Source organism: Moorena sp. SIO4A5 (assembly GCF_010672005.1).
Classification (GTDB): Bacteria; Cyanobacteriota; Cyanobacteriia; order Cyanobacteriales; family Coleofasciculaceae; genus Moorena.
In genome coordinates this window covers 25,383-50,437 of sequence record NZ_JAAHHZ010000047.1, presented here as the reverse complement: position 1 = coordinate 50,437, position 25,055 = coordinate 25,383, and the positions used below count along the sequence as shown (strand labels likewise).

Annotated in this window: 24 protein-coding genes; 17 read left to right on the top strand and 7 right to left on the bottom strand. The window is 43.6% G+C overall.

Features of this window, described 5'->3' with window-relative positions:
• The 5 genes from F6K57_RS16495 to F6K57_RS16475 all read left to right on the top strand — a co-directional run.
• Positions 1–704: NAD-dependent epimerase/dehydratase family protein (locus F6K57_RS16495; RefSeq protein WP_293069290.1), on the top strand; the 704-nt coding region annotated here is incomplete at its 5' end.
• Between the two features lie 227 nt (positions 705–931).
• Positions 932–2,161 carry a class I SAM-dependent methyltransferase gene (locus F6K57_RS16490; protein ID WP_293069288.1) on the top strand — a complete coding sequence of 410 codons (1,230 nt, stop codon included), beginning with the start codon at positions 932–934 and terminating at the stop codon, positions 2,159–2,161.
• Positions 2,162–2,204: 43 nt separating this feature from the next.
• On the top strand, positions 2,205–3,434 hold the full coding sequence (locus F6K57_RS16485) for a class I SAM-dependent methyltransferase (RefSeq protein WP_293069286.1): 1,230 nt from the start codon (positions 2,205–2,207) through the stop codon (positions 3,432–3,434).
• A gap of 576 nt (positions 3,435–4,010) precedes the next feature.
• Entirely contained in the window at positions 4,011–5,219 is a 1,209-nt protein-coding gene (gene lhgO, locus F6K57_RS16480; protein ID WP_293069284.1) for an L-2-hydroxyglutarate oxidase, read from the top strand.
• A gap of 103 nt (positions 5,220–5,322) precedes the next feature.
• Complete coding sequence (locus F6K57_RS16475) at positions 5,323–6,510, top strand: class I SAM-dependent methyltransferase (RefSeq protein WP_293069282.1); 1,188 nt, start codon at positions 5,323–5,325, stop codon at positions 6,508–6,510.
• Between the two features lie 95 nt (positions 6,511–6,605).
• On the opposite strand, the gene thiS is transcribed toward F6K57_RS16475, so the two are convergent.
• Together thiS and F6K57_RS16465 are read right to left on the bottom strand one after the other, a co-directional pair.
• Positions 6,606–6,830 (bottom strand): sulfur carrier protein ThiS, encoded by a 225-nt coding sequence (gene thiS, locus F6K57_RS16470; protein WP_075895832.1) that lies wholly within the window; start codon positions 6,828–6,830, stop codon positions 6,606–6,608.
• 86 nt (positions 6,831–6,916) lie between these two features.
• Entirely contained in the window at positions 6,917–7,999 is a 1,083-nt protein-coding gene (locus F6K57_RS16465) for a thiamine phosphate synthase (RefSeq protein ID WP_293039545.1), read from the bottom strand.
• 205 nt (positions 8,000–8,204) lie between these two features.
• Here F6K57_RS16465 and F6K57_RS16460 point away from each other — a divergent pair, with 205 nt between their 5' ends.
• Positions 8,205–10,418, top strand: a complete 2,214-nt coding sequence (locus tag F6K57_RS16460; protein ID WP_293069280.1) for a DUF1565 domain-containing protein — start codon at positions 8,205–8,207, stop codon at positions 10,416–10,418.
• 78 nt (positions 10,419–10,496) lie between these two features.
• Here F6K57_RS16460 and F6K57_RS16455 read toward each other — a convergent pair whose 3' ends face one another.
• Positions 10,497–11,108 carry an alpha/beta hydrolase gene (locus tag F6K57_RS16455; protein WP_293022029.1) on the bottom strand — a complete coding sequence of 204 codons (612 nt, stop codon included), beginning with the start codon at positions 11,106–11,108 and terminating at the stop codon, positions 10,497–10,499.
• Between the two features lie 199 nt (positions 11,109–11,307).
• Positions 11,308–11,937, bottom strand: a complete 630-nt coding sequence (locus F6K57_RS16450) for a Crp/Fnr family transcriptional regulator (protein WP_293069278.1) — start codon at positions 11,935–11,937, stop codon at positions 11,308–11,310.
• Positions 11,938–12,193: 256 nt separating this feature from the next.
• Here F6K57_RS16450 and F6K57_RS16445 point away from each other — a divergent pair, with 256 nt between their 5' ends.
• The 6 genes from F6K57_RS16445 (at position 12,194) to F6K57_RS16420 (ending at position 18,633) form a co-directional block, all read left to right on the top strand.
• Complete coding sequence (locus F6K57_RS16445; protein WP_293069276.1) at positions 12,194–13,252, top strand: sirohydrochlorin chelatase; 1,059 nt, start codon at positions 12,194–12,196, stop codon at positions 13,250–13,252.
• Between the two features lie 434 nt (positions 13,253–13,686).
• Positions 13,687–13,923, top strand: a complete 237-nt coding sequence (gene sipA / locus F6K57_RS16440) for a regulatory protein SipA (RefSeq protein WP_008182949.1) — start codon at positions 13,687–13,689, stop codon at positions 13,921–13,923.
• A 226-nt stretch (positions 13,924–14,149) separates the two neighbouring features.
• A complete protein-coding gene (locus F6K57_RS16435; protein WP_293069274.1) occupies positions 14,150–15,133 on the top strand; it encodes an MraY family glycosyltransferase in 984 nt (327 codons plus the stop codon).
• 540 nt (positions 15,134–15,673) lie between these two features.
• Entirely contained in the window at positions 15,674–16,555 is an 882-nt protein-coding gene (locus tag F6K57_RS16430; RefSeq protein ID WP_293069272.1) for a TetR family transcriptional regulator, read from the top strand.
• A 37-nt stretch (positions 16,556–16,592) separates the two neighbouring features.
• On the top strand, positions 16,593–18,437 hold the full coding sequence (locus tag F6K57_RS16425) for a pentapeptide repeat-containing protein (protein ID WP_293069270.1): 1,845 nt from the start codon (positions 16,593–16,595) through the stop codon (positions 18,435–18,437).
• A complete protein-coding gene (locus F6K57_RS16420) occupies positions 18,418–18,633 on the top strand; it encodes a hypothetical protein (RefSeq protein WP_293069268.1) in 216 nt (71 codons plus the stop codon). The genes F6K57_RS16425 and F6K57_RS16420 overlap by 20 nt, the downstream gene beginning before the upstream one ends.
• A 260-nt stretch (positions 18,634–18,893) precedes the next feature.
• Here the strand turns inward: F6K57_RS16420 and F6K57_RS16415 are convergent, their stop codons facing one another.
• Both F6K57_RS16415 and F6K57_RS16410 read right to left on the bottom strand, forming a co-directional pair.
• Complete coding sequence (locus F6K57_RS16415; protein WP_293042686.1) at positions 18,894–19,607, bottom strand: DUF2259 domain-containing protein; 714 nt, start codon at positions 19,605–19,607, stop codon at positions 18,894–18,896.
• 76 nt (positions 19,608–19,683) lie between these two features.
• On the bottom strand, positions 19,684–20,100 hold the full coding sequence (locus F6K57_RS16410) for a helix-turn-helix domain-containing protein (RefSeq protein ID WP_070390764.1): 417 nt from the start codon (positions 20,098–20,100) through the stop codon (positions 19,684–19,686).
• Between the two features lie 645 nt (positions 20,101–20,745).
• Between F6K57_RS16410 and F6K57_RS16405 the strand changes: the two genes are divergently transcribed.
• Together F6K57_RS16405 and F6K57_RS16400 are read left to right on the top strand one after the other, a co-directional pair.
• The gene (locus tag F6K57_RS16405) at positions 20,746–21,336 is read left to right on the top strand and encodes a hypothetical protein (protein ID WP_293069265.1); all 591 of its coding nucleotides are present in this window, start codon (positions 20,746–20,748) and stop codon (positions 21,334–21,336) included.
• The gene (locus F6K57_RS16400; protein WP_293042693.1) at positions 21,333–21,644 is read left to right on the top strand and encodes a helix-turn-helix domain-containing protein; all 312 of its coding nucleotides are present in this window, start codon (positions 21,333–21,335) and stop codon (positions 21,642–21,644) included. The genes F6K57_RS16405 and F6K57_RS16400 overlap by 4 nt, the downstream gene beginning before the upstream one ends.
• 165 nt (positions 21,645–21,809) lie before the next feature.
• On the opposite strand, the gene F6K57_RS16395 is transcribed toward F6K57_RS16400, so the two are convergent.
• The gene (locus F6K57_RS16395; RefSeq protein ID WP_293022017.1) at positions 21,810–22,214 is read right to left on the bottom strand and encodes a Spy/CpxP family protein refolding chaperone; all 405 of its coding nucleotides are present in this window, start codon (positions 22,212–22,214) and stop codon (positions 21,810–21,812) included.
• A gap of 222 nt (positions 22,215–22,436) precedes the next feature.
• Here F6K57_RS16395 and F6K57_RS16390 point away from each other — a divergent pair, with 222 nt between their 5' ends.
• From F6K57_RS16390 to F6K57_RS16380, 3 genes are all read left to right on the top strand, one after another.
• Positions 22,437–23,063 carry a hypothetical protein gene (locus tag F6K57_RS16390; protein WP_293069262.1) on the top strand — a complete coding sequence of 209 codons (627 nt, stop codon included), beginning with the start codon at positions 22,437–22,439 and terminating at the stop codon, positions 23,061–23,063.
• 3 nt (positions 23,064–23,066) lie between these two features.
• Positions 23,067–23,675, top strand: coding sequence for a sensor histidine kinase (locus F6K57_RS16385; protein WP_364303174.1), 609 nt, complete (start codon positions 23,067–23,069; stop codon positions 23,673–23,675).
• Positions 23,676–23,942: 267 nt separating this feature from the next.
• Positions 23,943–24,590, top strand: a complete 648-nt coding sequence (locus tag F6K57_RS16380) for a response regulator transcription factor (protein WP_293022019.1) — start codon at positions 23,943–23,945, stop codon at positions 24,588–24,590.
• The last annotated feature ends 465 nt before the right edge of the window (positions 24,591–25,055 follow it).

Genomic DNA, 25,055 nt, shown 5'->3' with positions numbered 1-25,055 from the left:
CTGGTGGTGATGACTGGTTGACTGAGGAATCATCCTTCAACCCTGTCACTCCTTACGGCATTTCTAAAGTTCGTGTCGAGCAAGATGTTACTCAGTTAGCGGACGATAACTTTAGTCCTACCTTTCTGCGGAATGCTACGGCTTACGGTGTTTCGCCGCGTTTGCGCTTTGATTTAGTACTCAATAACTTGGTGGCTTGGGCATTTACCACGGGTCAAGTGTATATCAAGAGCGATGGCACCCCTTGGCGTCCCATTGTCCATATTGAAGATATTTCTCAAGCTTTTATTGCAGTGTTGGAAGCACCTCGTGAGGTGGTACACAATCAAGCGTTTAATGTGGGACGGAATGAGGACAACTATCGCATTCGAGAGTTAGCCGAAATTGTCAAAGAAACAGTCCCAGGCTGCGAAATTGAATACGCTAAAGATGCTGGACCGGATAAGCGCTGTTATCGCGTTGATTGTAGTAGGATCATTCAGACATTACCCGAATTCAAACCCCAATGGAATGCCCGTCGGGGAGCTCAAGAACTCTACCAGGCTTATCAAACTGTAGGCTTAACCTTGGAAGAGTTTGAAGGACCAAGGTATCAGCGTATTGCTCACATCAAACAATTACTTAGCACTGGAAGATTAGATCAAACCCTGCGTTGGCGTACCCAGCTACCTACATCTCCTAAAATACAACCCATGAGTGTTTAGGAGTTGTTGGGTAATCGGTAATCGGTAATCGGTAATCCTACTCTAATTACCAATTACCAATTACCAAAAGGGCGGAAAAATTTGTTGCAGTCACCCTGGAGAATTAGTTGACTTTAATAAAAAGTTTACTTTGCTATTGTTATGAATATTTTTTTGTTGCTGATTAACCGTTAATTGCCAACAGTTTACAGTTAACAATTAACAGTCATATTTTTTTTAAAATAATAATGTCTAATTCAATGCCTATTTGCCGTGCTAACAGCACTGATGACTTAGAGTTAATTATTTCCTTCGGTTACACCCCATTAGCTGATGGATTACTTACTAAAAACCAGTTAGATAAACCTGAATATACTGCTCCATTGGATCTGGCGTTTTCTCCTAGCAGTGGTTTAGTCCAAATCACCGAAAGTGTCCCCCCGGAAATCCTATTTTGTCGAGACTACCCCTATTTTTCTTCTGTATCAAAATCGTTGCTAAAACACTTTGGAGATAGTGCCAAAGCCATCATTGAGTCAAGACAACTCAACAGCAACAGTCTAGTGATTGAAGCAGCTAGTAATGATGGCTATATGCTCAAGAACTTTGTTGAAAAAGGAATTCCGGTGCTGGGAATTGACCCAGCCTCTGGACCTGCGGAAGCTGCCCAAAAAGCAGGTATTCCTACTCTTTGTACATTCTTTACCAAAGATTTGGCAATAGAGCTACACTCTGAAGGACGGAAAGCTGATGTTTTTCTTGCTAACAATGTCTTGGCTCATGTGCCAGATCTGAATGGCTTTGTAGCAGGAATTGGGGTTCTGCTGAAAGAGACTGGTGTAGCAGTGATTGAAGTCCCCTATGTGGTTGACTTGGTAGATCACTGTGAATTTGACACTATCTACCATCAGCACTTATGTTATTTTTCAGTAACTGCTTTGGATCGGTTGTTTAGGAAACATGGTTTATTCCTAAATGACATCCAACGTACTCCAATCCATGGAGGTTCGTTACGGCTCTTTGTGGAGCCTAAGGAACAGGTTAAGGAATCCGTAAAATCTCTATTAGCAGAAGAAGTAGCGCGGGGAGTTGACCGCATTGATTACTATCGTGATTTTGCTAACCGTGTTCAGGAAATTAAGCTTTCTTTACTAGATATCCTCTGGGATTTGAAGAAACAGGGTAAAAAGGTGGCAGCCTATGGAGCAGCAGCTAAAGCAACTACTCTGCTAAGTTATTTTGGAATTAATAAAACCTTGGTAGATTATGTAGTCGATTTAAATCCGTTCAAACATGGTCGCTACATGGGCATTAATCATTTACCGATTTTCCCACCATCAAAACTATTAGAGGATAAACCAGATTATGTCTTGCTGCTAGCTTGGAATTTTGCTGATGAGATTTTGCAGCAACAGGAAGAGTATCGACAACAAGGAGGTAAATTTATTATTCCGATTCCACAACCAAAGATTGTTTAGAGTGTATGGTTTACGGTCAAGCAAGAGAGTAAAGTTACTCAAAATGATACAACAAGCATTGTCCAAAAATTTTGCTCACACACAACCGATTTCATTATCAGAACATATTTGTCCCAACTGTGGACACCAAGGATTGTCCCTATTTTATGAAGTACACAACGTACCAGTTCACAGTTGCTTAATGATGTCAACCCAGGAAGCAGCTCTAGACTTCCCTTGCGGTGATGTGGTTTTGGGGTTTTGTGAAGACTGCGGCTTTATCACTAATGTTTCCTTTGACCCCAGGTGGTCAGCTTACGCCCCCAATTATGAAGACCAACAGAGTTTTTCTCCAACCTTCAATCAGTTTGCCCTTGATCTAGCCAATCATCTGATCGACAAATACGACCTTCATGACAAAGACATTATAGAGATTGGTTGTAGCAAAGGAGATTTTCTCTTGCTGCTGTGCGAATTAGGTAATAATCGTGGTGTTGGTATTGACCCATCTGCTGTAGTAGGACGAGTTCAAAGTGAAGCCGCTGACCGGGTCACCTTTATTAAAGACTATTACTCAGAGCGCTATGCTGAGTATGTAGGTGATTTTATCTGTTGTCGCCATACCCTAGAGCATATTTATCCTACCGCTGAGTTTATTAGTACCGTGCGCCGCTCCATTGGCGATCGCCTCAATACTGTTGTGGTCTTTGAGATCCCAGATACCATACGAGTACTCAAAGACTTAGCTTTTGAAGACATTTACTACGAACACTGCTCCTATTTCACCCCTGGATCCCTAGCGCGATTATTCCGCAACTGTGGTTTTGAAGTGACTGACCTGTATCGAGCTTATGGTGAACAATATCTGTTAATTGAAACCCGACCTGTCACCATCCCATCTGACAAAGTACATCCTCTGGAAGAGAGTCTGGAGGAAGTGACCCAGCATGTCAAACACTTCACCAACGAGATTAGCAAGAAGCTGGAGAATTGGAAGCAGCACTTAGAGCAGATGCATGCTCAAGGCAAGCGTGTTGTAGTTTGGGGTTCGGGTTCCAAATGTGTGGCTTTTCTAACCACTCTTGATACCACAGACAAAATTGAATACGTGGTAGACATTAATCCCCATCGTCATGGGAAATTTATCCCTGGCGTTGGTAAACAAATTATGGCACCAGAGTTTTTAAAGGAATACAGACCTGATCAGGTGATTGTCATGAATTCGATATATTGTCATGAAATTCAGCAAATGTTGGATAAGATGGGAGTAACTACAGAGGTAATATCTCTATAAATATCAGTCATGAGTTATGAGTTATGAGTCATGAGTCAAAAATTAAAGACTTATGACTCATAAATTGTTTACTGGAGTTGTTTAGGTGTACTTGGGAACTATGTTTTTTCTGCACAGACTTGGAAAAAATTTTTCCATCAGAAAGCACCCAGCAAAGTTTAGCAATAACCGAAGGATTGGATTCTTGCGGGGGAAAGAGTATTTGTCATTTGTCATTGTTTATTATTTGGTCGCCCCTTCAGGCCAAAATTGCAAATATACCAATAAGTTTTATGGTAAAAAAAAGTATGGTAAGTGAATAGGCTTACCAATTTTTTTTGATGATTAATTAATTGTTTATAGCGGTTTATCCTCCAATAAGGAGGTAGACCATAAGTCTCAATGAAAACATTTTTAGCTTCAAAATGTACCTCACCATACAAAAAAACACTATATTCTCCATTATTATACCTTTCTCAGGGATACGGTTAACTTTTAATATTCAACATTCAACATTCAACTTTGAACATTCAACATTCAACATTCAACATTCAACATTTAAAGTTAAAATTAATAGTTTCAGTAATAAAAATAACCATGTACGACTTGGCGATTATTGGAGGAGGAATCATTGGCTTATCCACAGCCATGGCATTGGGTCAACGTTATCCAGATGCCAAAATTATGGTACTGGAAAAAGAGAGCAGTTGGGCGGCTCACCAAACTGGCAATAACAGTGGTGTGATTCATTCTGGAATATACTACAAACCAGGGAGTTTCAAGGCTAGATTTTGTTACGAAGGAAATCGCTCGATGGTGGCATTCTGCCAAAAGCATGGCATTGATTATGACATCTGTGGCAAAGTAATTGTAGCAACTGAACCAGAAGAACTACCATTACTGGATACTCTTTACCAAAGGGGTTTGGAAAATGGTATAGAGATTGCCAAGATTACTGGTGAAGAGGTTAAGGAAATTGAACCCCATGTCCGTTGTTTAGCTGGAATTCGAGTTTATTCGACTGGGATTGTAAACTACAAGCAGGTCTGTGAAAAATACGTTGAACTGGTTCGTGTCCAGGGAGGGGATTTACGTCTCAATAGTAAGGTTGAAAAGATCCTGGAAACTGGGGATGGTCTAGTGCTGGAAACCAACAATGGTAACTATCCCACTCGCTTTGTGATCAACTGTGCTGGACTACATAGCGATCGCATTGCTAAGTTGGGTGATGCTGAGCCTCCAGCTAAAATCGTTCCTTTCCGGGGTGAGTACTATGAACTCAAGCCAGAGAAACGCTACCTAGTCAAGCACTTAATTTATCCAGTTCCTAATCCAAATTTTCCTTTCCTAGGGGTTCATTTCACCCGCATGATTGATGGCAGTGTCCATGCTGGACCCAATGCTGTACTCAGTTTCAAGCGGGAAGGTTATCGAAAGACTGATTTTGACCTGCGAGATTTTGTGGAGGTCATGACCTATCCCGGTTTCTGGAAACTAGCTGTCAAACATGGAGACGCAGGAATTCAGGAAATCATCCGCTCCTTCAGTAAAGCTGCCTTTGTTAAGAGTTTGCAACGGCTGATTCCTGAAATCCAAGCAGATGACTTAGTTCCCACCCATGCTGGGGTCAGAGCTCAAGCCTTAAAAAATGATGGCAAGTTGGTGGATGATTTTTTAATTGTCAATAGTCCTAAAGCAATGCATGTGTGTAACGCTCCCTCTCCTGGTGCTACGGCTTCTTTGGAGATTGGTAATGCGATCGCTAGTGAGATCCCGACACTGAAAACTCTCGAAAGGGTGATCTGACCCAAGTTTCCTTAAAAGCTATCAGCCGTCAGCTATCAGCCGTCAGCTGATAGCTGATTATTTGTACTTTCCCTGTACTAGTCTCATGGAGTGAAAACTTGAAATGAACACCTTATCTAACCACAACTGTCCTGTATGTGCCTCTGCCGATTTAGAGGTGTTTTTTGAAATGTTGGCGGTGCCAGTGTACTGTAATCTCCTGTGGCGATCGCGTCAAACTGCTCAAAACTGTTCCAAGGGAGATATCAAACTAGGGTTCTGTCCTAGCTGTGGTTTTATTAGCAACCTAGCGTTTGACCCTACTAAATTAGGTTATTCCCAGGACTATGAAAACTCCTTACATTACTCTGCCCGATTTCAGGACTATGCCCAATCCCTTGCCGCTGGATTAGTGAAGCGCCACCATCTCTACAATAAAGACATTATTGAAATTGGTTGTGGCAAAGGGGATTTTCTGATAAGTCTGTGTGAACTAGGTAATAACCGAGGAGTAGGTTTTGACCCCAGCTATGTTCCTAGGTCAGAGCATCAACAACTCCAGACTCAAGTCAAGTTTGTTCAAGATTTCTATTCACAGCTTTACCAAGAGTATCAAGCCGATCTAATTTGTTGTCGGCACACCCTAGAGCACATTTCCAATCCCGCAGATTTGCTCAAGCCACTACGACAGGCGATCGGTTCTCGCCTTAATACCATTGTTTTGTTTGAAGTCCCCAACGCCTTAGATACCTTTCGCCATTTAGCAGTGTGGGACATTATCTATGAACACTGCTGCTATTTCGCCCCCACTTCTCTAGGGCAAGCTTTTGTCAATGCTGGGTTTCAAGTTAGTGAAATCAAGGAGGCGTTTGGTGGTCAGTTCCTGTGCCTGGAAGCAAAGCCAGTGCATGGGGAAATCCCGAACAGCTATGGAAAACCGGATGAAATCGAGGTATTGACTCGCGATATTGCCAGCTTTACCGCTAGGTTTCAGGAGAAGTTAGAAAGCTGGCAGCACAAACTGACAACCATCGCTCAAACTGATAAAAAAGCCGTAGCATGGGGTGCTGGCTCAAAAGGGGTTACTTTTTTGAATCTGCTCAAGTGCCAAGATGTGATTGATGACATCGTAGATCTCAATCCCCGCAAACAGGGGAAGTACGTTGCTGGAACAGGACAGGAAATTGTTCCACCAGAATTTCTCCAGGATTACCAACCTGATCTGGTTATTGTGATGAACCCTATCTATGAAGAAGAGATTCGACAGTTATGCAACAATCTAGGTTTAACTCCTGAGCTAATTTGTGTTTGACTGTGTTTTAACCTTGGCTTTGGTGATATCAAGTCCAGTTGAATACCCATGATCAAGAAGATTGATGGGGAGATTTTAAAATATCTCCTTTAAAGTCAACCGCCGCCAACAATTGTGACAATTTCCAGCTGGTCTCCCTCCTGCATTTGAGTCTGGTTCCAAAACTGCCGATGGAGAATTTCACCATTGTATTCTACCGCCACCAGGCGCGGATTTAAGCCTAGCTGTTCTAATAGCTGGGGTAGTTTAGTGTCACAAGAGCAGGTCCGGGATTCACCATTAACTTCAAGGGTAATTTGAGTTGTGTTGTTAGATATCATCAGCTAATATTTACCAGCAAGCTATTCAAAATTAGTCACTATTACTTATTACCTAACATGTCTAACTATTATCTAGTTTTAGGACATTAGGGTTTAGAAACCCCAGCTTCAAGAGATCGAAGAGTGTGCTCTCGTTTGAGCTGGGACAGAAAATATTGAGTAACTAGAGTCGGTTGTTCCGCCTCCATGATCCCCCGCACAACCGCCACTCGTTGAGCTCCTGCATCCAAGACATAGTTTAAATTGTTTGGATCAATTCCCCCAATTGCAAACCATGGAATTGTAGCATGCTCTTTAGCATACTTGACATAATCCAAACCAGCTGCTTGCTTATTGGGTTTAGTAGGGGTTTCATAAACCGGTCCAACACCGATATAATCTGCGCCTTCAGCAATTGCCCGGTGTAGTTCATCAGGGTTAGTAGTCGAGCAACCAATAATACGCTGGGAGCCCAGTAGCTGCCGTGCTAAGGAAATTGGTACATCTTGTTGTCCGATATGAACCCCATCAGCCTCCACTGCCAGAGCTAAATCCACCCGGTCATTCATAATAAACAAAGCACCATAGTGATGGCACAGCTGGCACAATTTCTGAGCATCAGCTAGTTTGTCCCCATCATCTGCTTGTTTTTCCCGGTACTGTACCAAGGTTAGTCCACCTTGGAGGGCAGCCTCTACCTTGGCAAACCACTGGTCTGATAAGGATGTAATCAAGTAGAGATGCGATCGCTCTAGCAACTGATGACGCTGATATCCCAGTAAATTGCTTTCTAGGCTGTAAACCCGATAGCGCATCTGCTTAAAGGCGATCCCCATCTGAGCGTCGTATAGTTTACCATATTCTTCCAACACCCGTAGTGCTTCTTGCACCCGACACAAATTAGCCTGTAAAAGCTGCTGAATGCTGGAACGTCGTTCTTCCTGGGGATGAGTTAGTCCAGTCCCTGGATCCCCTGAGGTATCTCGGAAGATCCTGATTTCCGAGCTGTGCCAACGGGCTAATTCCTGGCGCATTTCCTTGCACTCCCCAGCCATCTGGGCGCTGTTGAGACCAAAGCGGCACCACTCCTCAATAATTCGCAAGCCTTCTCTAGCTCGGTCTAAATTTGCATCCAAAATTCGGCAAATCGCCGCTTTTTGAACCATAATGCCGCTGTCTTGCTCTTCCATTACTAACTACTCCATTATTATCTATCCTAACAGTGGATGGAAAGCTTGTTTCTGTGGTCAGTAACCTTTAGCAACGGACACATTTCAAGTGATAAATGATTACAAATAGATTACAACTATCCTAGTTTATGGATACGATCAAGCTTGACATTCAACTCAACTTTTATGTCAAATTCCATGAACATTGGACTAAAGGAGAACAGCCATGAGTTTGATCATAATTAACACTATAGAATTAACTATTTACCTTCGCTTAGCGTGGCCCAAGGCCAATCCCGTAGCGTGGCCCAAGGCCAATCATTCCCACTGCCATCACCAACATCACCAACATCAGCCTAGACCCTTTGATCTTGGGTTACCAGTAACAACGATTTTGCTGGGATTAACCTTTAGCATCTTCAGCCAAGTTATCCCTTCAAAAATGGTGCCACTAGGATTAGGAGGAACCACAGCTTTAGCCCAATCAACTCAGGATGATCGGGGAATCAAAATGGATTATACCATAGAAAGCAAATTTTTGTTTGTAAACCCAGTTACCGGAAACGACAGTAGTGGTGATGGCACCCAGGATTCACCGTTGAAAACTATCACTCAGGCGCTACAAGCTGCCCAGACCAATACTGTGATTGTACTCTCTAGGGGTATCTACAGCAGTGAAATGGGTGAAACCTTCCCCCTACTTCTGAAACCCGGTATCAAGCTACAGGGCAACCCCCGCACTAGAGGTCACGATGTGGTGATTCGCGGCGGTGGTACCTTTGTTAGTGCCACGGCTGCTAGTCACGATGTCCTAATCGTAGGTGCTGACCAAACGATTATTTCTGGCGTAACCCTTAACAATACTAATCCAGAAGGTTATGGTTTGTGGCTGGAAGTCGGTTCGGTTTTAGTGGAAGACAATACCTTAACTGGGAATAGCAAAAGCGGGATTGCTGTGGAGGGAAATAGTACACCAACAATTCGCAGTAACTACTTCTACAAGAATAAAGGAAATGGGCTCAGCATTTACGGAACCTCAAACACTCAAGTGGATGACAATGTATTTGAAAATAATGACTTAGGAATTCTGATTGCCGAAAACGTTGCACCCCATATCGTTAATAATCGCATCACTGGCAATAAAAATGGGGTAGTGGTTGAAACCAATGCTCAACCATTTTTCCAGAATAACCTGATTGAAAATTCCCAACTGGATGGATTAGTCCTCAAGGTCGGAGCTAATCCGGATTGGGGAAATTCAACAGAATCAACAAACAATACATTAAACAATAAATCAAACAATATATTTCGAGGTAATAGGCGGTTTGACATTAACAATCAGGAGTCTGAGCCTACTCTGATTGCTTTTGGTAATCAGCTAGAAGAGGAAACTAACAGTGAGGTTAATTCAGGGGAGACTGAAAAGGATATCATTCAAGAGTCGGAGGTTGAAACACCAGCTGTTAGTAAACCAGCTGTTAGTAAACCAGCTAGTACACCTGATGCTTCTGACAACCAAGCCGTTGTCATGGCAGAAAACTCTAATCACTCACAGAAGACTACGCCTAATTCTCAGGAGAATCCCACCACCCCCAGCCAAGTCGTCCCATCCCAACCGCCTGCCGAGAAGGAACCGACAAAGGAATCGACATCTGCTGAGGTCTCAGCAGCTTCATTTCCTGTTCCATCAAGTTTGGAGCCTCAGCCATCTACCTCGACTGATAACATCGGCAAAGACGCAGGACTAAATAATTCTGCAAGTACTGAATCTTCTAGACCAGCAGCAAGGTCTCAAACTGAAAGTCAGGAAACCTCTCAAACTCAACAGCCTTCTGATGCTAGCACTCAACGTTCACATTCTGAACCCCTGACACCCCTGACTCTGAAAGTTATTCAAAATCAGGAGCAGTCATCTTTTGAGGAACCAACATCACCACCCAAACCAGGAGAGGATTCTAGCAGTTTTACTCCGGCTTCACCGTCACAGGAAGTGATTGATGCGTCAAGTGACAGGTCAAAACCGACACCAGAAGAACCCTCGACTGAGGACCTGGACGTTATGGTGTCAATGTCTAGTCAGATCAGTACACCGGTTAATCAAAATACTAGTAATCGAAATACTAGTGCTAGCTCTAATTCAGGTAGCTCAATTCCAGTGTTTTCTACAAGTACCCAATCAAACTCTGAACAAAGGGGACCTCAAGGGAATAATCCGACTTCAGCTCTACCCAGTCGGGGTTACCGGATTTTGGTAAATGCTGAGAGTGAGCAGCAACAAAATTTAATGCGATCGCTAATTCCCGATTCTTTCCTGACCTCCTTTGAAGGAAGAACTGTGATGCAAGCGGGATTGTTCACAACCCTCGAAAATATTGATCGGGTTCTTAAATTACTCAGTAGTTATGGTTTGAGCACCACTATTGTGCCTCTGAATTACTGATCAGACCAAGGAGGGAATAATTTTATTTCTATTTTAAAGGGATTCCAGAGAAGTTAGGATATTGACCATCTCTTTTGACTATCTATTGAATAAAATAAATTCCCGGAGCAATTCTAAAAGCTCTGATGAAATCTCATGACCCATATCTAATTCTCTGTACTGCACTGCTGCTCCCAAGTTGAGCAAATAATCTCGTAACCGGTGAGCAGCACTTAAAGGAACAACCGTATCTTGTCTACCATGCACAATTAAAATGGACTGCAACGATGAATCAACCTTTTGAGGGGTTCGATGCATATAGCCACTCAAGGAGGCTAAACCTGCCAGGGGTAAGGTTAACCCTACATCTAGAGCCATTGCCCCACCTTGAGAAAAGCCACACAAAATTGTGGAGGACAGGGGAATACCTGTAAAACCTTGGAGAGAATTGAGCCAGTAGCTCAAGCGCTCTTCGCTTTCTTCTAATCCCCGATAGTCGTCTCTTGCCAAGTCGTACCACATTCTGCCACCAGTTACCTGAGGGTGACTAAAAGGAGCATCGGGAATTAAAAATTGGGTGTTGGGCAAGTTTAACGATGGCACTAGAGATGCCACAGCTTGAGCATTAGCACCCCAACCGTGTAACGCTACGACCAATCGTGCTGGTCGTTGACCGTTTGCTGGTGGAATTGAAATCGCTTCGAGAGACAGGCCTCTTACTCCTGAAGAACACAAGTGATCAGCATTCCAGATAGATGGGCTGAACTAGCGAACATTGACGCTCTCCCCTAGGGAGTGGGTTTGGGGAATTAATCGGGGCTGCAACTAAAATATAAGCCGAATAGCTAACTTACTTTATGGCGCGCTTTTCTGGTTTCAGCCCAAGATATCTGTTAGTCTGAGAATCGTATCACCAATCTGCCACATTTGTAAAGCTGTCGTGCTTTAGGATAATGTGGCGAACGCTATCAACAGTAATGGCTCCCTCATTCTTGAACTTGGTGAGCAGTCGGGTAACTGTAACCCGCGTCGTTCCAATTGCATTGGCTAAATCCTGATGAGTAAGACGCATGCCAATCCGAATCCCTTCTGGTACTGGCTCACCAACTTCCCGTTTTAATAGCAATAGTAAATGTTGTAAGCGTACCTCAACCCGGCGCTGACCCGAGATTGCTAACAGGATCTCTGTCTGTCGCATCCGACGCACTAGTTGGGGTAATATAGTCTGAGCTATATAGGGAGAATTGTTGATTTCAGCTAAAGAATACCATTTGAGACGGACATCAGTTAGGGCGATTGCCTGATAACTTGACAGGACAGAAAACCAATTACCAAAGAATGCAGAAGACTCTGCCCAACCCAACCATATCTCCTCCCCTTCTGGGGAAAGGGTACTCAGCTGGACTCGGCCCTCGTCTACCTCCCAAACACCCTGTGCTACTAGAGGGATCTGCTCACCCCTAGCGTAGAAATGCAATCGGCGTTTAACCTTTGGCTCTTGCTGCTTTCTCTCTAGAATTGCTCTCGAAAATTGGTGCATAGGGGCAACAAGGCGTGGATACTTTCCCTACCTTAAGGCAATAAGGTAAAGGGTCGGTAATCAAGAGATTAAGCCATTATACAAATGAGGTATTAATAATAGAAGTATTCAGGAGCAAGATCGATGCTACCCCTGAGTTATTGTCCTTACCTTCCCTACCAGTAAAATGCCCTTGAGGAAATTAAGTATTTAATAAGTTAGTTAACTATGTAAGTATTACCTAGAAGTATGACCTATGAATGATCAAGGATGAAGTATGAAGATCGATGTCACAGATGAGTCATTGTCCCTATCTCCCCTACCGCTAAAACGCCCGTTATTAATGGTTGGTCACGGCACTAGAGACCCCGATGGGCGTCAGACTTTCCTAGATTTTGCCCACAGCTATCAAACCTTGAACCATTCTCGACCAGTAGTACCTTGTTTTTTAGAACTGACTGGTCCAACTATTCAAGAGGGAGTAGAGAGTTGTGTTCAGCAGGGTTATACGGAACTAACTGTATTACCGATTTTACTGTTTGCAGCTCGCCACAATAAATTTGATGTTACTAACGAGTTAGACCGGGCCAGGGCAAAATATCCCCAAGTCAAGTTTCACTACGGGCGTCATTTTGGAATTACTACTGGAATTCTGGATTTATGGCGGCAACGGCTTGCCAAACTTGACCAACCCCAACCAGAGTTAGCCGTTAGCCAGTTGAAGGGGGAAGCGTCCAATCTAGAACCTTCAACAAAACAACCTCTAGCCTTAAGAAAGGACACAGTACTTCTATTTGTTGGTCGTGGGTCTAGTGACCCTGATGCTAATGGTGATGTTTACAAAATGGCTCGCATGCTCTGGGAAGGCAGTGGCTATAAAACTGTGGAAACCTGCTTTATTGGCATTACCCATCCTCGGTTAGAAGAAGGCTTCCGTCGCGCCCGACTATACCAACCTAAGCATATTATAGTACTTCCTTACTTCCTATTTACCGGGGCTTTAGTAAAAAAGATTTTTGATATCACAGCTCAGCAGCAGAAACTTTATCCAGAGATTCCCTTGACCTGTTTACCAGAAATGGGAATTCAGCCTCAGCTGCTATCTGTGCTCAGGGACCGAGAAATCGAGGCACAGTTGGGGCAAGTGCAGATGAATTGTGAGATGTGTAAGTTCCGGTTAGCAGCCATTGATAATGGTGCTCACAACGGACACTCCCACCACCATCACCACGGGCATGACCATCACCAGCACCACTCTCACCAGCCTAATCACAATACCCCAGATCCCTATCAAGATTTGGAAAAATACCACCAGCGTATTTGGCAAGCACCCTAGGGTTGGCCGGTTGAAGGTTAACAGGTTGAAGGTTAACAGGTTGAAGGTTAACAGGTTGAAGGTTGAAGGTTGAAGGTTGAAGGTTTAAGGTTAATCCAGACAACTTCCAACCTATACTACAAGGGACCCCTGGGCAAGAACAACATTCAACCCAAGAACCTACCCTACACTGAACGCCAAAGGCGAACAACCCCATAACCTTCAACCTTCAACCTCCAAGCCCATAACCTTGGCCTATTGGCCACGCTTCGCGAACAACCTTAAACCCCATAACCTTGGCCTATTGGCCACGCTTCGCGAACAACCTTAAACCCCATAACCTTAAACCCCATAACCTTCAACCTGTTAACCTTGGCCTATTGGCCACGCTTCGCGAACAACCTTCAACCCCATAACCTTCAACCTCCAAGCCCATAACCTTTTTTGACTGACCAATGTCTCAAGACTTTAACGTTGGCGATCGCGTAAGAGTAATTACATTACCACGCTACGTCAAAACTGCTGAACCAATGCCAATGCTGCGACCTCCTGATGTGATTAAAGTTGGGGAAGAGGGAGTAATCCTCGACCGACGTCCAGGAGGATACTGGGGCGTTCGCTTTTCTAGAGGAGCATTTCTGATCGATAGTCAGTACATTGAGTTAGTTCAGGAGGAAAATCCAAACCCCTAAAGCCTCCTAACCCCTAAGTGCTAATCGCTTTTTCCTGCTGATGTGCTTCTACCCATGTACCTTATTTACAAGATGAGCTTAATATTATCCATAGCGATTACAATTTTGCAGTGTGGACGTGACTTGGGAGATAGATGTGTACAGCTTCCTACAGTCCCTCGGAATTGCCAACCCTAGGGGAAGTGGCTGGCTGGCAGTCATATTAACTTTCGGATTGGCATGGGCAGTGACTAGATGCTTGATGCCAACTTTACGCTCATTTGCCCTGGAGGTTGGTTGGGCTGACCAACCCAATGCGCGACGGCTTAACCAAGAACCCTTACCCAATGCAGGAGGCTTAGCTATCTATACCGGAGTGGTAGCTGCACTGGTACTAGCTACCCTCCTGAGACCGATTGTCATCGAAGGGGTGTTAGCTCAAGTGCTGACTATTCTCCTGGGGGGCTCGGTTCTGGTACTGGTAGGCTTTATTGATGATCAATTTGGTTTGCCTGCCTATGTACGCTTGTCGGTTCAAATTATTGCTGCCCTGTTGTTAGTGGCTAGTGGTGCCGGGATTAAAGCTACCTTCGGGACTCCGATTGATGTCCAACTCTCCATGTTACTTACGGTTCTATGGGTTGTGGGTATTACTAATGCCATTAACCTTATGGATGGGATGGATGGTTTAGCAGCAGGCGTCAGCTTTATTACTGCTATGAGCCTGTTAGCGGTTTCAGCTCAGTTTCCCAGTCGTGCGGCAGCAACGTTGCTGCTGGCAGCTCTAGGGGGGTCAGCTCTGGGATTTTTGCGCCATAACTTCCATCCTTCCCACATTATTATGGGAGATGCAGGTGCGTACTTCTTCGGCTATGTACTAGCTGCCAGCAGCATTTTAGGGTCTTTAAAAGTGACTACGGTATTTGCCCTAGTCCCCCCAGTAGTATTTTTGCTATTGCCAGTCCTAGATACTACTCAGGTATTTGTGCGGCGGTTGATCAATGGTAAAAACCCTTTAACTACCCCAGGTAAGGACCACCTACATCACCGCTTGCTAGCCTTTGGTTTCTCCCAGCGCTATGTCGCCCTTATCCTTTGGGGCATTACCTTAGTGTCTAACTGGCTAGCCATGAAACTGCAAGAGATGACTCCTCGGGTGATTTATGCCACGACAGGGGGTATCATTTTGCTGTTAGGCATTACTGTTTTGCAAAGAATTAGAGCAAAATAAAGCGTTCCCCAATTGTGGAATGATTAAGGGTAATAGGTAATTGGTCATGGGTCATGGGTAATTGGTAACTGACCCAACTCTACTTGATATCCCAAACGATAGTCAGCAATGCCCTGGTCAGTGCTGGCAAGAGCAGTGTGTGTAGGGCGTAAGCTGAGTACTCTTGCTCTGGACTTAAAATATTAAGATATATTAAATTGTCAATTAAATTGACATATTATAAGAGACCGCTGCTAAAATTAATGGTGGGTCTGACCCCATATACCATAATTTGTATTAAATGATATAATAACCAACTTATTATTATATCCCGATTTAATCACCTGCTTTGAGGCGATTTGCTAGCAACATAGCCGCCCTCTTCAGTAAGCAGCAAGACTACCGGAATTTAACCGATCACCATAGTCAAGCTTGAGTCAAGCTCCATTTGTTGGAGATTCAAGCTTCATCTCCTGATGCAGTTGCTCATGGGGATTTACCCCAATAGCTATGCTGCATCGCTTTACCCAATTTCTTGCTTGCAGCGGTTGAAGATGACCGATGACCAATTATCCCTTAATTAATATCTTATTACCAGCTGTAGTTATCTCCAGCACTATATTTTCCAGTTTGACCTTACCGTTTGTTTTCAACAAATCAAAACCAATAGAAGTTGGAGTCAAACCGTTTTTCAGCCTCGAAGTTCAACCCATCTTCCATGAAGACCATAAGGATTTAGCAATTCCTTATCTTGGCGTTGCCATCCTAGTGAGTGTGTTAGCTGGTCTTGGCACTGTTGAAGTGGGAAGGCAATGGCAAAAATACCAAGCATCAGTCAGAGAAAAAAAGAGACAACTCCTCCAGGAGATCGAATCCCTCAACCAAGGCGAATCGGAACCAGAATACCAACCGGATGTTTCTGCAATAGCTCTTACCCAGAAGGATGATTTGCTTCGGTATCGAGGACTAACTCCTCCTAACACTCAATCGTTTGCTGTTCAACAACCCCATGGTGTTGTTGATAGCAATAATGTTATTGAGTTTAAACGCAATAGAATAGCTCAAACTACAGGGATGGCTGTAAATGTCAACCAACTTAAGTTTTACCCTGAATCCCAAAACAATAATTCAGTTCAACTGAGGTCTTCCCCTGTTCCTGCTCTTGCTCTCCTTCAGGATTTGGAATTATCCTCCAGTCATATTATTAAATCCCGTCAGGATTACCAAATCTGCTGGATTAACGTACCTCATTTAAGCAGACGCTTATTAGCCATTAACGTTGATGGTCAATACTACAGTTTTTTACGATTAGAAAAAACTCAAGAACAACTTATCGCTATTTTGTCTAAGGTAGCTGATCAGCTCGATAAAATAGTAATTACTCATATCGATAAAGGGTATGTAATTTGGAATTGGGAACCGGAGGTATTATCTAATAATTAATTTTGATGATTTTTAAATTAAAACTAACGAACGATACATGAATACTGATGAAATTCAGTCACAATATTCCCTTGGGGAAAGAGATTTTAGTGGAGCTGACTTAAGTCAAGTCAACCTCAGCCAGGTAAACCTGGAACGGGTAATTTTATGGCGAGCCGACCTCAGTCAGGCAATTCTTACTGGGACTAATCTCAGTAGCGCTGATCTCTGGGGAGCTAATTTGAGAGAAGCCAACTTAAGTCAAGCTGTTTTATGTGGTGCTAATCTGGGTGAGGCAGACTTGAGCGATGCTATTCTACACTTAACTAACTTCGATACTACACTATACAATTTTTCCACTAAGTTTCCCCCCAATTTCGACCCTGCCAAGGCAGGAGCTTATTTAATTGCGCCGGAGGCTTTACTAACGGAAGCTAACTTGAGTGGGGTAGATCTCAGTGATACCAATTTAAAGGGTGCGAATTTGACCAGAGCTGACCTCTGGAAAACTAACCTCAAAGGTGCTGATCTCAAACAAGCTAATCTTAATCAAGCTTGCTTAATTAGGACTGAGTTGCAGGATGTTGACCTAACAGGAGCTAATTTGAGCCGCTCCAATCTGATGGGGGCAAACCTGAAGGATGCTAAGCTTCTAAATGCAACCCTGAGCGCTATACTCTACGACGAAAGCACTCAGTTTCCTGAAGATTTTGACCCAGTGAAGGCAGGAGGACATTTAATTGCTCCTGGTGTATCTCTAGCAAAGGCTAACCTGAGTCAGTCAAACCTCAGTGGCGTGGATTTAAGTGAAGCAGACTTATCCCAAGTTGACCTAAGTCAGGGTCACTTTTTCGGTATATCTTTGCTCAGAGCTAATTTAAGGAAAGCCAATTTAAGAGGAGTTCAATTCTGGGAAGCGGATCTACGAGAAGCCGATCTACAGGAAGCGGATTTGCGGGGAGCGGACTTATGGTTAAGCTTAGTTAGTGGCGCGGATTTCAGGGGAGCAGATTTAAGCAGAGTTCACTTGTTTGGAGTAGATCTGTCCGCCACTAATCTCGAAGGGGTTAACCTCAAAGGAGCAATTTATAACCAAGAGACTAAATTTCCTGAAGATTTTGACCCCACAGCCCATGGCGCATATCTAATTGCTCCCGATGTGTCTCTGTGTGGGCTAAATCTTCAGGGAGCTGACCTCAGAGGAGCTGACTTGAGTATGGCAGATTTGAGTAAAGTTAGCCTGTTCGGGGCAGATCTTTTCTCGGTTAACCTGGAGGGGGTCAATTTGCTTGGAGCACTCTACGACGAAGCCACTCGATTTCCGGAAGGGTTTGACCCCAGCCAACACGGAGCGTACTTAATTGCCCCCGGTGTATCATTTTCAGATCAAGAGTTCAGTGGGACTGATCTGGGGGGAGCTAACTTTAGTAAGGTCAATTTGCTTGGTGCCGATCTGCGCAGTGCTAATCTCGAAGATGCTAAATTTGAGCGATCGCTTTATAACAACACTACTCAATTTCCGGAAGGGTTTGACCCTAGGAAGTTGGGAGCATATTGCATTGTGCCTCTTGCTTCCCTGTCAGGGCGAGATTTGAGTGGAGCCAATTTAGGAGGAGTTGACCTAAGTCAAGCTGATCTAAGTGGGGCTAATCTCAGTCAAGCTGACCTTTGGGGGGCAAACCTCAGTCAGGCAAACTTGGCAGGGGCTAATTTGACAGGTGCTTATCTGTTAGGGGCAAATTTAATTGGTGCTGACTTAACCAAGGCAACCCTAAGTGGTGCTAATCTCCATGGGGCACAACTTAAGGATGCTAAACTGACTGGCGTAGACCTGAGTGATGTTGATTTGAGCAATAGCTTTATCAGTGGGGCAATTATGCCTGATGGCACGCTTCACAACTAATACCGAGTTGCATTCAAAGATAGTAGATTGGTTGGATAGGGAGATGGGGAGATGGGGAGATGGGGAGATGGGGAGATGGGGAGATGGGGAGATGGGGAGATGGGGAGATGGGGAAATTGGGAGATTGGGGGAAGAGAAAGTTGTACGTTTGAGCGCAACTTGGTATAAGCTGTTGTCCATTAAAAATGCATCATAGCAAGGCAAGCATTCAGCCGTCAGCCGTGAGCTAAAAGCTCACGCTACTTGAGGTGCCGTCAGCCGACTTAACTCAGCATTATTCTAATGCTTACCTGTTTTATTCAAATGCTTTCCTCATCAATAAGCATGTGCATAGCCCATAAGCTGAACGCGCACGCGTGCGCGTAGCGCATTAGCTGATAGCTGATAGCTGATAGCTGATAGCTGAATGCTTACACAGCAAGGCAAAAGGCATGCATGGCTATTGGCTAAAGTAGTTTAGATGGGAAAACTCTGAATGAAGGTTGTCTGAAAGTCAGCGTTATAGGTGGCTTGGTGGAGATTGATCAGTACAACTATGTGCTGTCTATTGGGGGATAAGCGAACTTCTCTGATCGAATATTTCCTGATAGCTTCACGGTAATTGTTTAGTTTACCTAGGGTGAGTTGGCGATAATTGTAATTAATGACTAGCTGCATTGAAGCCCGGTCTATATTAGACATTCCTCCAGACAAAACTGAGGGAATATAAATTTGTTCTAAACGAATCTCTAGTGGGTCTTTTTCTTTATCCACCAAAACCTTAACGGTTTCAGTGCCATTGGGTTGAATGGAACGCTCAATAATTGGCAGTTTTAGTCCTACTTTTAGTTGATTGAGTCCTAAGCTCTGTCTTATTCTTTGGGTTTTCCTGAGTAAACTCTCTTCAGCGTCTTTAGGAGTGAGATTGGAATCCGAGTAGTTATAGTTAGTTTCTAGACAACCCTTCTTGACACAAGCGTTAGTGGCTACATCGAAAATTTGGATTTTGGCGGTAGGAACCTTTGTGACATGGTTTCTAGCACTTTCGAGATAAATATAGTTGCGGCTATCTACGGAAAAACCTGACAATCGACGATTGGTTTTGACAATAAGTGCTAATCCCTCCTCCCCAAGCAATAGTAGAAAGAAGCTAGCAACCAACAAACTTGAATATAAATAAAAGCGTTTCATACGATCACCTATACTCTTTCGACTTCCCTGGTCTTTCCATTAGTCTTTAGAATAGCAGTGATGATGTTTGTATAGATCAAATTACTTTAAAATCAGAGATAGTCTCAATCCACACCCTTGCTCCACATTTAAGGGGATCATCGGGGCGATACATGACTCGACATGGTCCATTGACTTCCACGGTATGACCATAAGTGTTTTTAGAGCCTCGTTTGACGGTAATCACAGGGTTGCGCTCCCCTGTCTTGAGATTGTTGCGAATTACCCTCTGGTTAACATGAATCACAGCTTTAGTGTACTCTCTGCGCTTTGACCAGTTCCGCTTTGGACCGCGAGTGCCGGGAGTGACTACTGGCATGCCATCAAACAGAGGAATCACCCAAGTTCTACCCACTTTATAGGCTCCTTTAACTCTGCCTTTGCTCAGAAGGTAACGAACGCGAGTGGCGGAAACACCTAGTAAATCGGCGGCTTGTGCGGTGGAAATCATCATGGCTAGTTAACCATTGCGTTAACGATACTGTTATTTTAACAGAATTTTGGGGAAGATGCAAGGGATGACATTTTAAGTATTAATTACTAGGTGTGTTTTCAATTGGGTGAGGAGGGAACAGCGGATCTGGGAATAGGGAAAAAATTCTGTATAGCGCTACGCGCAAGTCAGAAGTTAGAAGTCAGAAGTCAGAAGTAAGCTATGACTAAGTTTGCTGAGTTTAGGAATGTCCTAAGCTTAATGCGTAGTGCTATATAGTGCGATCGCATGATTTGAACTCACCTCAGTTCCAGGTTTCCAAAAAACTATTGCATTAGCGCAGCAATAAGTTCAGTGGTTAGCGATAGGTTTGGCTAATCCTATTAATGACTAGGTCGTAGCAGTGCTCGCATTCCAGCCATTACCCTAGTTCCAAGTTTCCAAAAAACTATTGCATTGGCGCACCGATAATTTAAATGGGTGGCGCTATAGTAAATTTATCCAACCACTTGACAAATGGTTAAACTTATCATAATATCATAAATAGGTTGATACAGCAAGTCCACCGAGACGAGCCGTAACCAACCGGGAGCGAGATGGCAGACCCATAGCTTTGCCCGGCAAGGTCTGCCACTGGCTCTTGCAATCAAGAAGGCCATTTATATAATGACAAATAATCTAAACAAAGATCCACAGACACACAACCAAAGCTGTGCCAAAGCCCAGGTCGATGGATATCAGCAAGCTCTTAGGGATTTTGGCATCACTGAATTACTCGCGAAGCTCAGGGATTGCAGTGAAACTGGCTTCCATACCCGGCTCCCGATCCAGCCCATTGAAGCTGATGCCATTGCTGCAGTACTAATTCAGCAACTCACTACCAGTCTCAACCCTAGCTGGCTAGCTCCCTATTTCCATGGTTTTCAACATCACCAAGGAGACATCCTCAGTGACCTAGTTACTCTAACACTCAAGCAGTTGCCAAAGTCAACAGCACTGCCAGAAGAGTTTAGGGATCATGCTCGTGCTTCCTGTTTTGATATTGGCGAACGGATCTATTGGAAACCCCTAGCTGACAGTGATACTGACTTCGGTATCGTTATTGGCAAATTCTACAGCTGGGCAAATCATTGTTGTTGCTGGATGTGGTGCTATCTGATTGTGCTGGATTCTGAATCTCCAAGTGCCCTTTGGACAGTAACAGATATAGCCTGGGAAAACAATTTGGTTTCTTTAGCGCTGGAGGTAGCATCATGAGCAAACCTGATTCTTCTTTAACTCAGGCCAAGCAAGAGCTAATTAAACAATACAGCTCCTGTCAACTCGGGATGACACCAAGGCAATTCTACAGCAAATGGCCAGTCACTCACTCAATGATGGCCATGATTTGCTCCCGTTCGGTGGCGACAGTGGGGCGCTGGTTTAGCCGGGGTCGTAATTATCTGCGGCCTCAACCATCGGACTTGCGTCATCTGGCTCTGATGGATTTTTTGTTGGAGCATTTTGAGGAGATTCCCGAAGAACTGCGGAACTTGCTTTGTCCGCCAGAGCAGGATCAGTGCTGACGGCTGTTCGCGAAGCGTGAGCCAAAGGCTCACGGCTGATAGCTGAATGCTTACAAGAAAACTTGTCAATTGTTAATGGTTTTGAAATTAACAATTGACAATTAACAAGTTAGATCGAGAGAGTTGGTAATTTGTATTCCAAGAGATAATCTAGTCCTAGAAAAATCACCTTCCAAATCCGCGCTTACCTCGACGTGAGCGCATTTCTTGACGAATTTGTTGGCGCTGTTCCTCGGTGAGAATACCCCTCATCTCTTCTCGTGCTGACTTGCGAATCTCGCGCATTTGGTCTCGCTGCTCTTGAGAGAGATTCATACCCTCCCTTGCTTCTCGGAGTTGACGGCGCAGTGTTTTTATAGTTTGGAACCGCCGTTGTTGCTCCGGAGTGAGAATATCCTCAATTTTAGCTTCAGTATTGTTACGGATGTTTTCAAACTGCTCTTTTTGCTGGTCAGTGATGTTAAGTTTGGAGAAAAATGGAGGCATTTCTTCGGCGTTAACTGCCATGGGAAAACTAGTGAGGGTAATTGCTGCGATACCTGCAAGTAGAGAAAAGGGCTTGATGTTCATGATGTTCACTTGTTTTTATTTTTAACTGTTTTGACGTGAGCTGATTTCTGTTTGATGTCTCTATCCTAAAAAGGGCTAGGGTGAAACCACATGAGGCAAAAGACCTGAATTCCTCTAGGACTTTAGTCCTAGGCTAGATATGACCAATGGGTCTTGCTTTACCTTTGACACATGGATTAAGGTTGTTGGTTGTTTGTTATTGGTTGTTTACAACAATTGTGAATGCGCCATCCTATTCAAATTACTAACCACCCAATTCGATTTTTGCTCTACCTGGAGTGGATACTGCTGATCATTACCGCTTTGGTGGAATTACTAAAACTTCCTTTTCCCCCGCTACCTAGGTCGCCACTACTCAATTTAGTTTGCCTGGGAGTATTTGGGTTAATGGGATTGAGATTACCAACAAATCAGCCTATTTATAAGATACTTTACACTGCCGCCGAAATTGGGGTAATTCTATTAGCGTCCATGGTGGGACACATTCGGCTGTTGCAACTGATGTTAATTATATTAGTTGTTCGCAACTGTTTTATCTTTGAGTTCCAAGGTCGCTTAGTGATGACTGGATTTGCGGTTATATTATTCCTAATGAGGCAAATGGTTCGATTTCAGCATCATGCTATGAGGCATCGTCCTCGGTTTAGACCACCTCCTGTGTTCAGAGAACCACCGACAGGGTTGATTCCGGAGCGATTACTATTTATCTTGTTGAGTTCTGTCTTGATATTTGTCTTGGTCTTAATCGTTTTGCAGCTATTAGTGGATACTGTACTTTCAGAACGAAAAAGTCGGCAAGACCTGGCACAGGCTAATGCTCAACTGCGTGACTATGCCCTTCGGATTTAAGATATTGCTACGCTGCAAGAACGTAACCGTATTGCTCGGGAAATTCATGACTCCTTAGGACATTCTTTAACTGTATTCAATTTACACTTGGAAGCGGCTTTAAGACTATTACAATCTGACCCTGCTGAAGCCAAAGAATTTATCTTAGAAGCGAAACAACTCGGGAAAACTGCTCTGAAGGATGTACGTCAATCCGTTGCTTCCTTGCGTTTAAATCCGTTACAAGAGCAATCTCTAGAAAATGCGATCGCATCCCTAATCGACGACTTCCAAAAGTCCACAGCTATCTCACCTACATACCATCTTAACCTAAAGCGTTCAATCCCTGGCGACATCAAAATCGCAGTTTACCGTATTGTCCAAGAAGGGTTGACAAATATCTTTAAATATGCTAAACCTACTGAAGTAGACATCCAAATTCAGACAGCAACAGATTTACAATTAATTATTAAAGACAATGGCATTGGATTTTCCCTAAACCAGAACACAAGCGGTTTTGGTTTACAAGGAATGCGAGAACGCACCCAAGCCTTAGGAGGAACCTTTAAAATTGAAACAGCACCAGGAGCTGGCTGCAAAATTATCGCTCATTTTCCTTTACCAAAGGTTTAAGCTATAGCGTTTTCAGTTGAGATGTAACCATATCGCAAAGGGAACAGGGAACAGGGAACAGGGAACAGGGTAAAGAGTCCTGATTTTTATTTAAAAATCAAAAAATATCATACAGGTTTACATCTCAAATACAAACGCTATATCTAGCAATTATAGATGAATTTTGCTAATTTTTTTCCTAATCCCTACTCCCTAATCCCTACTCCCTAATCCCTAAAAATAAGTACCTCACAGAATTGACAACTACTATATAATTATTCATCCTTGATGATTCGTATTTTACTAGTAGATGACCAGAGTCTAATTCGGCGTGGATTAAAAGCCTTGCTGAAGTTAGAAGAAGACTTACAGGTAGTCGGTGAAGCCGAGAATGGACAAACGGCAATTAGTTTGGTAAAAACTTTACAGCCAGATGTTATACTAATGGATATTCGGATGCCTGTGATGGATGGCGTGGCTGCAACTCGGGAAATTTGTCAGCAATTCCCAGATACAAAGGTATTAGTACTAACTACTTTTGATGATGACCAGTACGTTACCCAAGCCATACAGTGCGGAGCAGCCGGATATTTGCTGAAGGATACCCCTCCCGAAGAATTAGCCCAGTCAATTCGAGCTGTCCAAAAAGGTTATACTCAGTTAGGCCCTGGTATAGGCAAAAAAGTCGCTACTCAAATGCGAGACCCAACTCCGAGTCCACCTCCGGGTTGGGAGGAACTAACTCCCAGAGAGCAGGAAATTTTACGACTAATTGCTACCGGTGCTAGCAACCGAGAGATTGCTCAGACGTTGTATATTTCTGAAAAGACAGTGAAAAACCACGTTACTCATATTTTGAGTCGGTTGAATGTACGCGATCGCACTCAAGCAGCCATTTTAGCAAACTCTATGTTGGGGTATTTTAGTGATAATTGATTATTGAGCTAGCATTTGTAAGCAGTCAGCCGTCAGCTGTCAGCTGTCAGCTTTATGAATTCCTGACAGCAGACCTAACAGAGATTAAACGAATGCTTACCTGTTTTATTCAAAAGCTCGCACCTAAAGTAGCACTTATAAATATCTCATGAACAATCTTGCTGATTTCTGATAACATCAAAAATAGGAGATATTTATTATTACTGCTCCCCACTCCCTACTCCCTAATCCCTACTCCCTTTGCTATATATGAGTTCCTATTCTCAATCTGAAACTTTGATAATTGCCTACTTTTTTGGCGCTCTTCTCGCTATCACCGTTATGGTTTACTTGCTCAGAGGTTTTGGTATTCTTACCTTTATTCCTGGTGGTATCCTGTGGCTACTGATCTTGTTATCGATTGGTACAGGACTAGTTTACGGGGTTCAGAAAACTCGACGTTATTAGGGGAATAGGGAGTAGGGA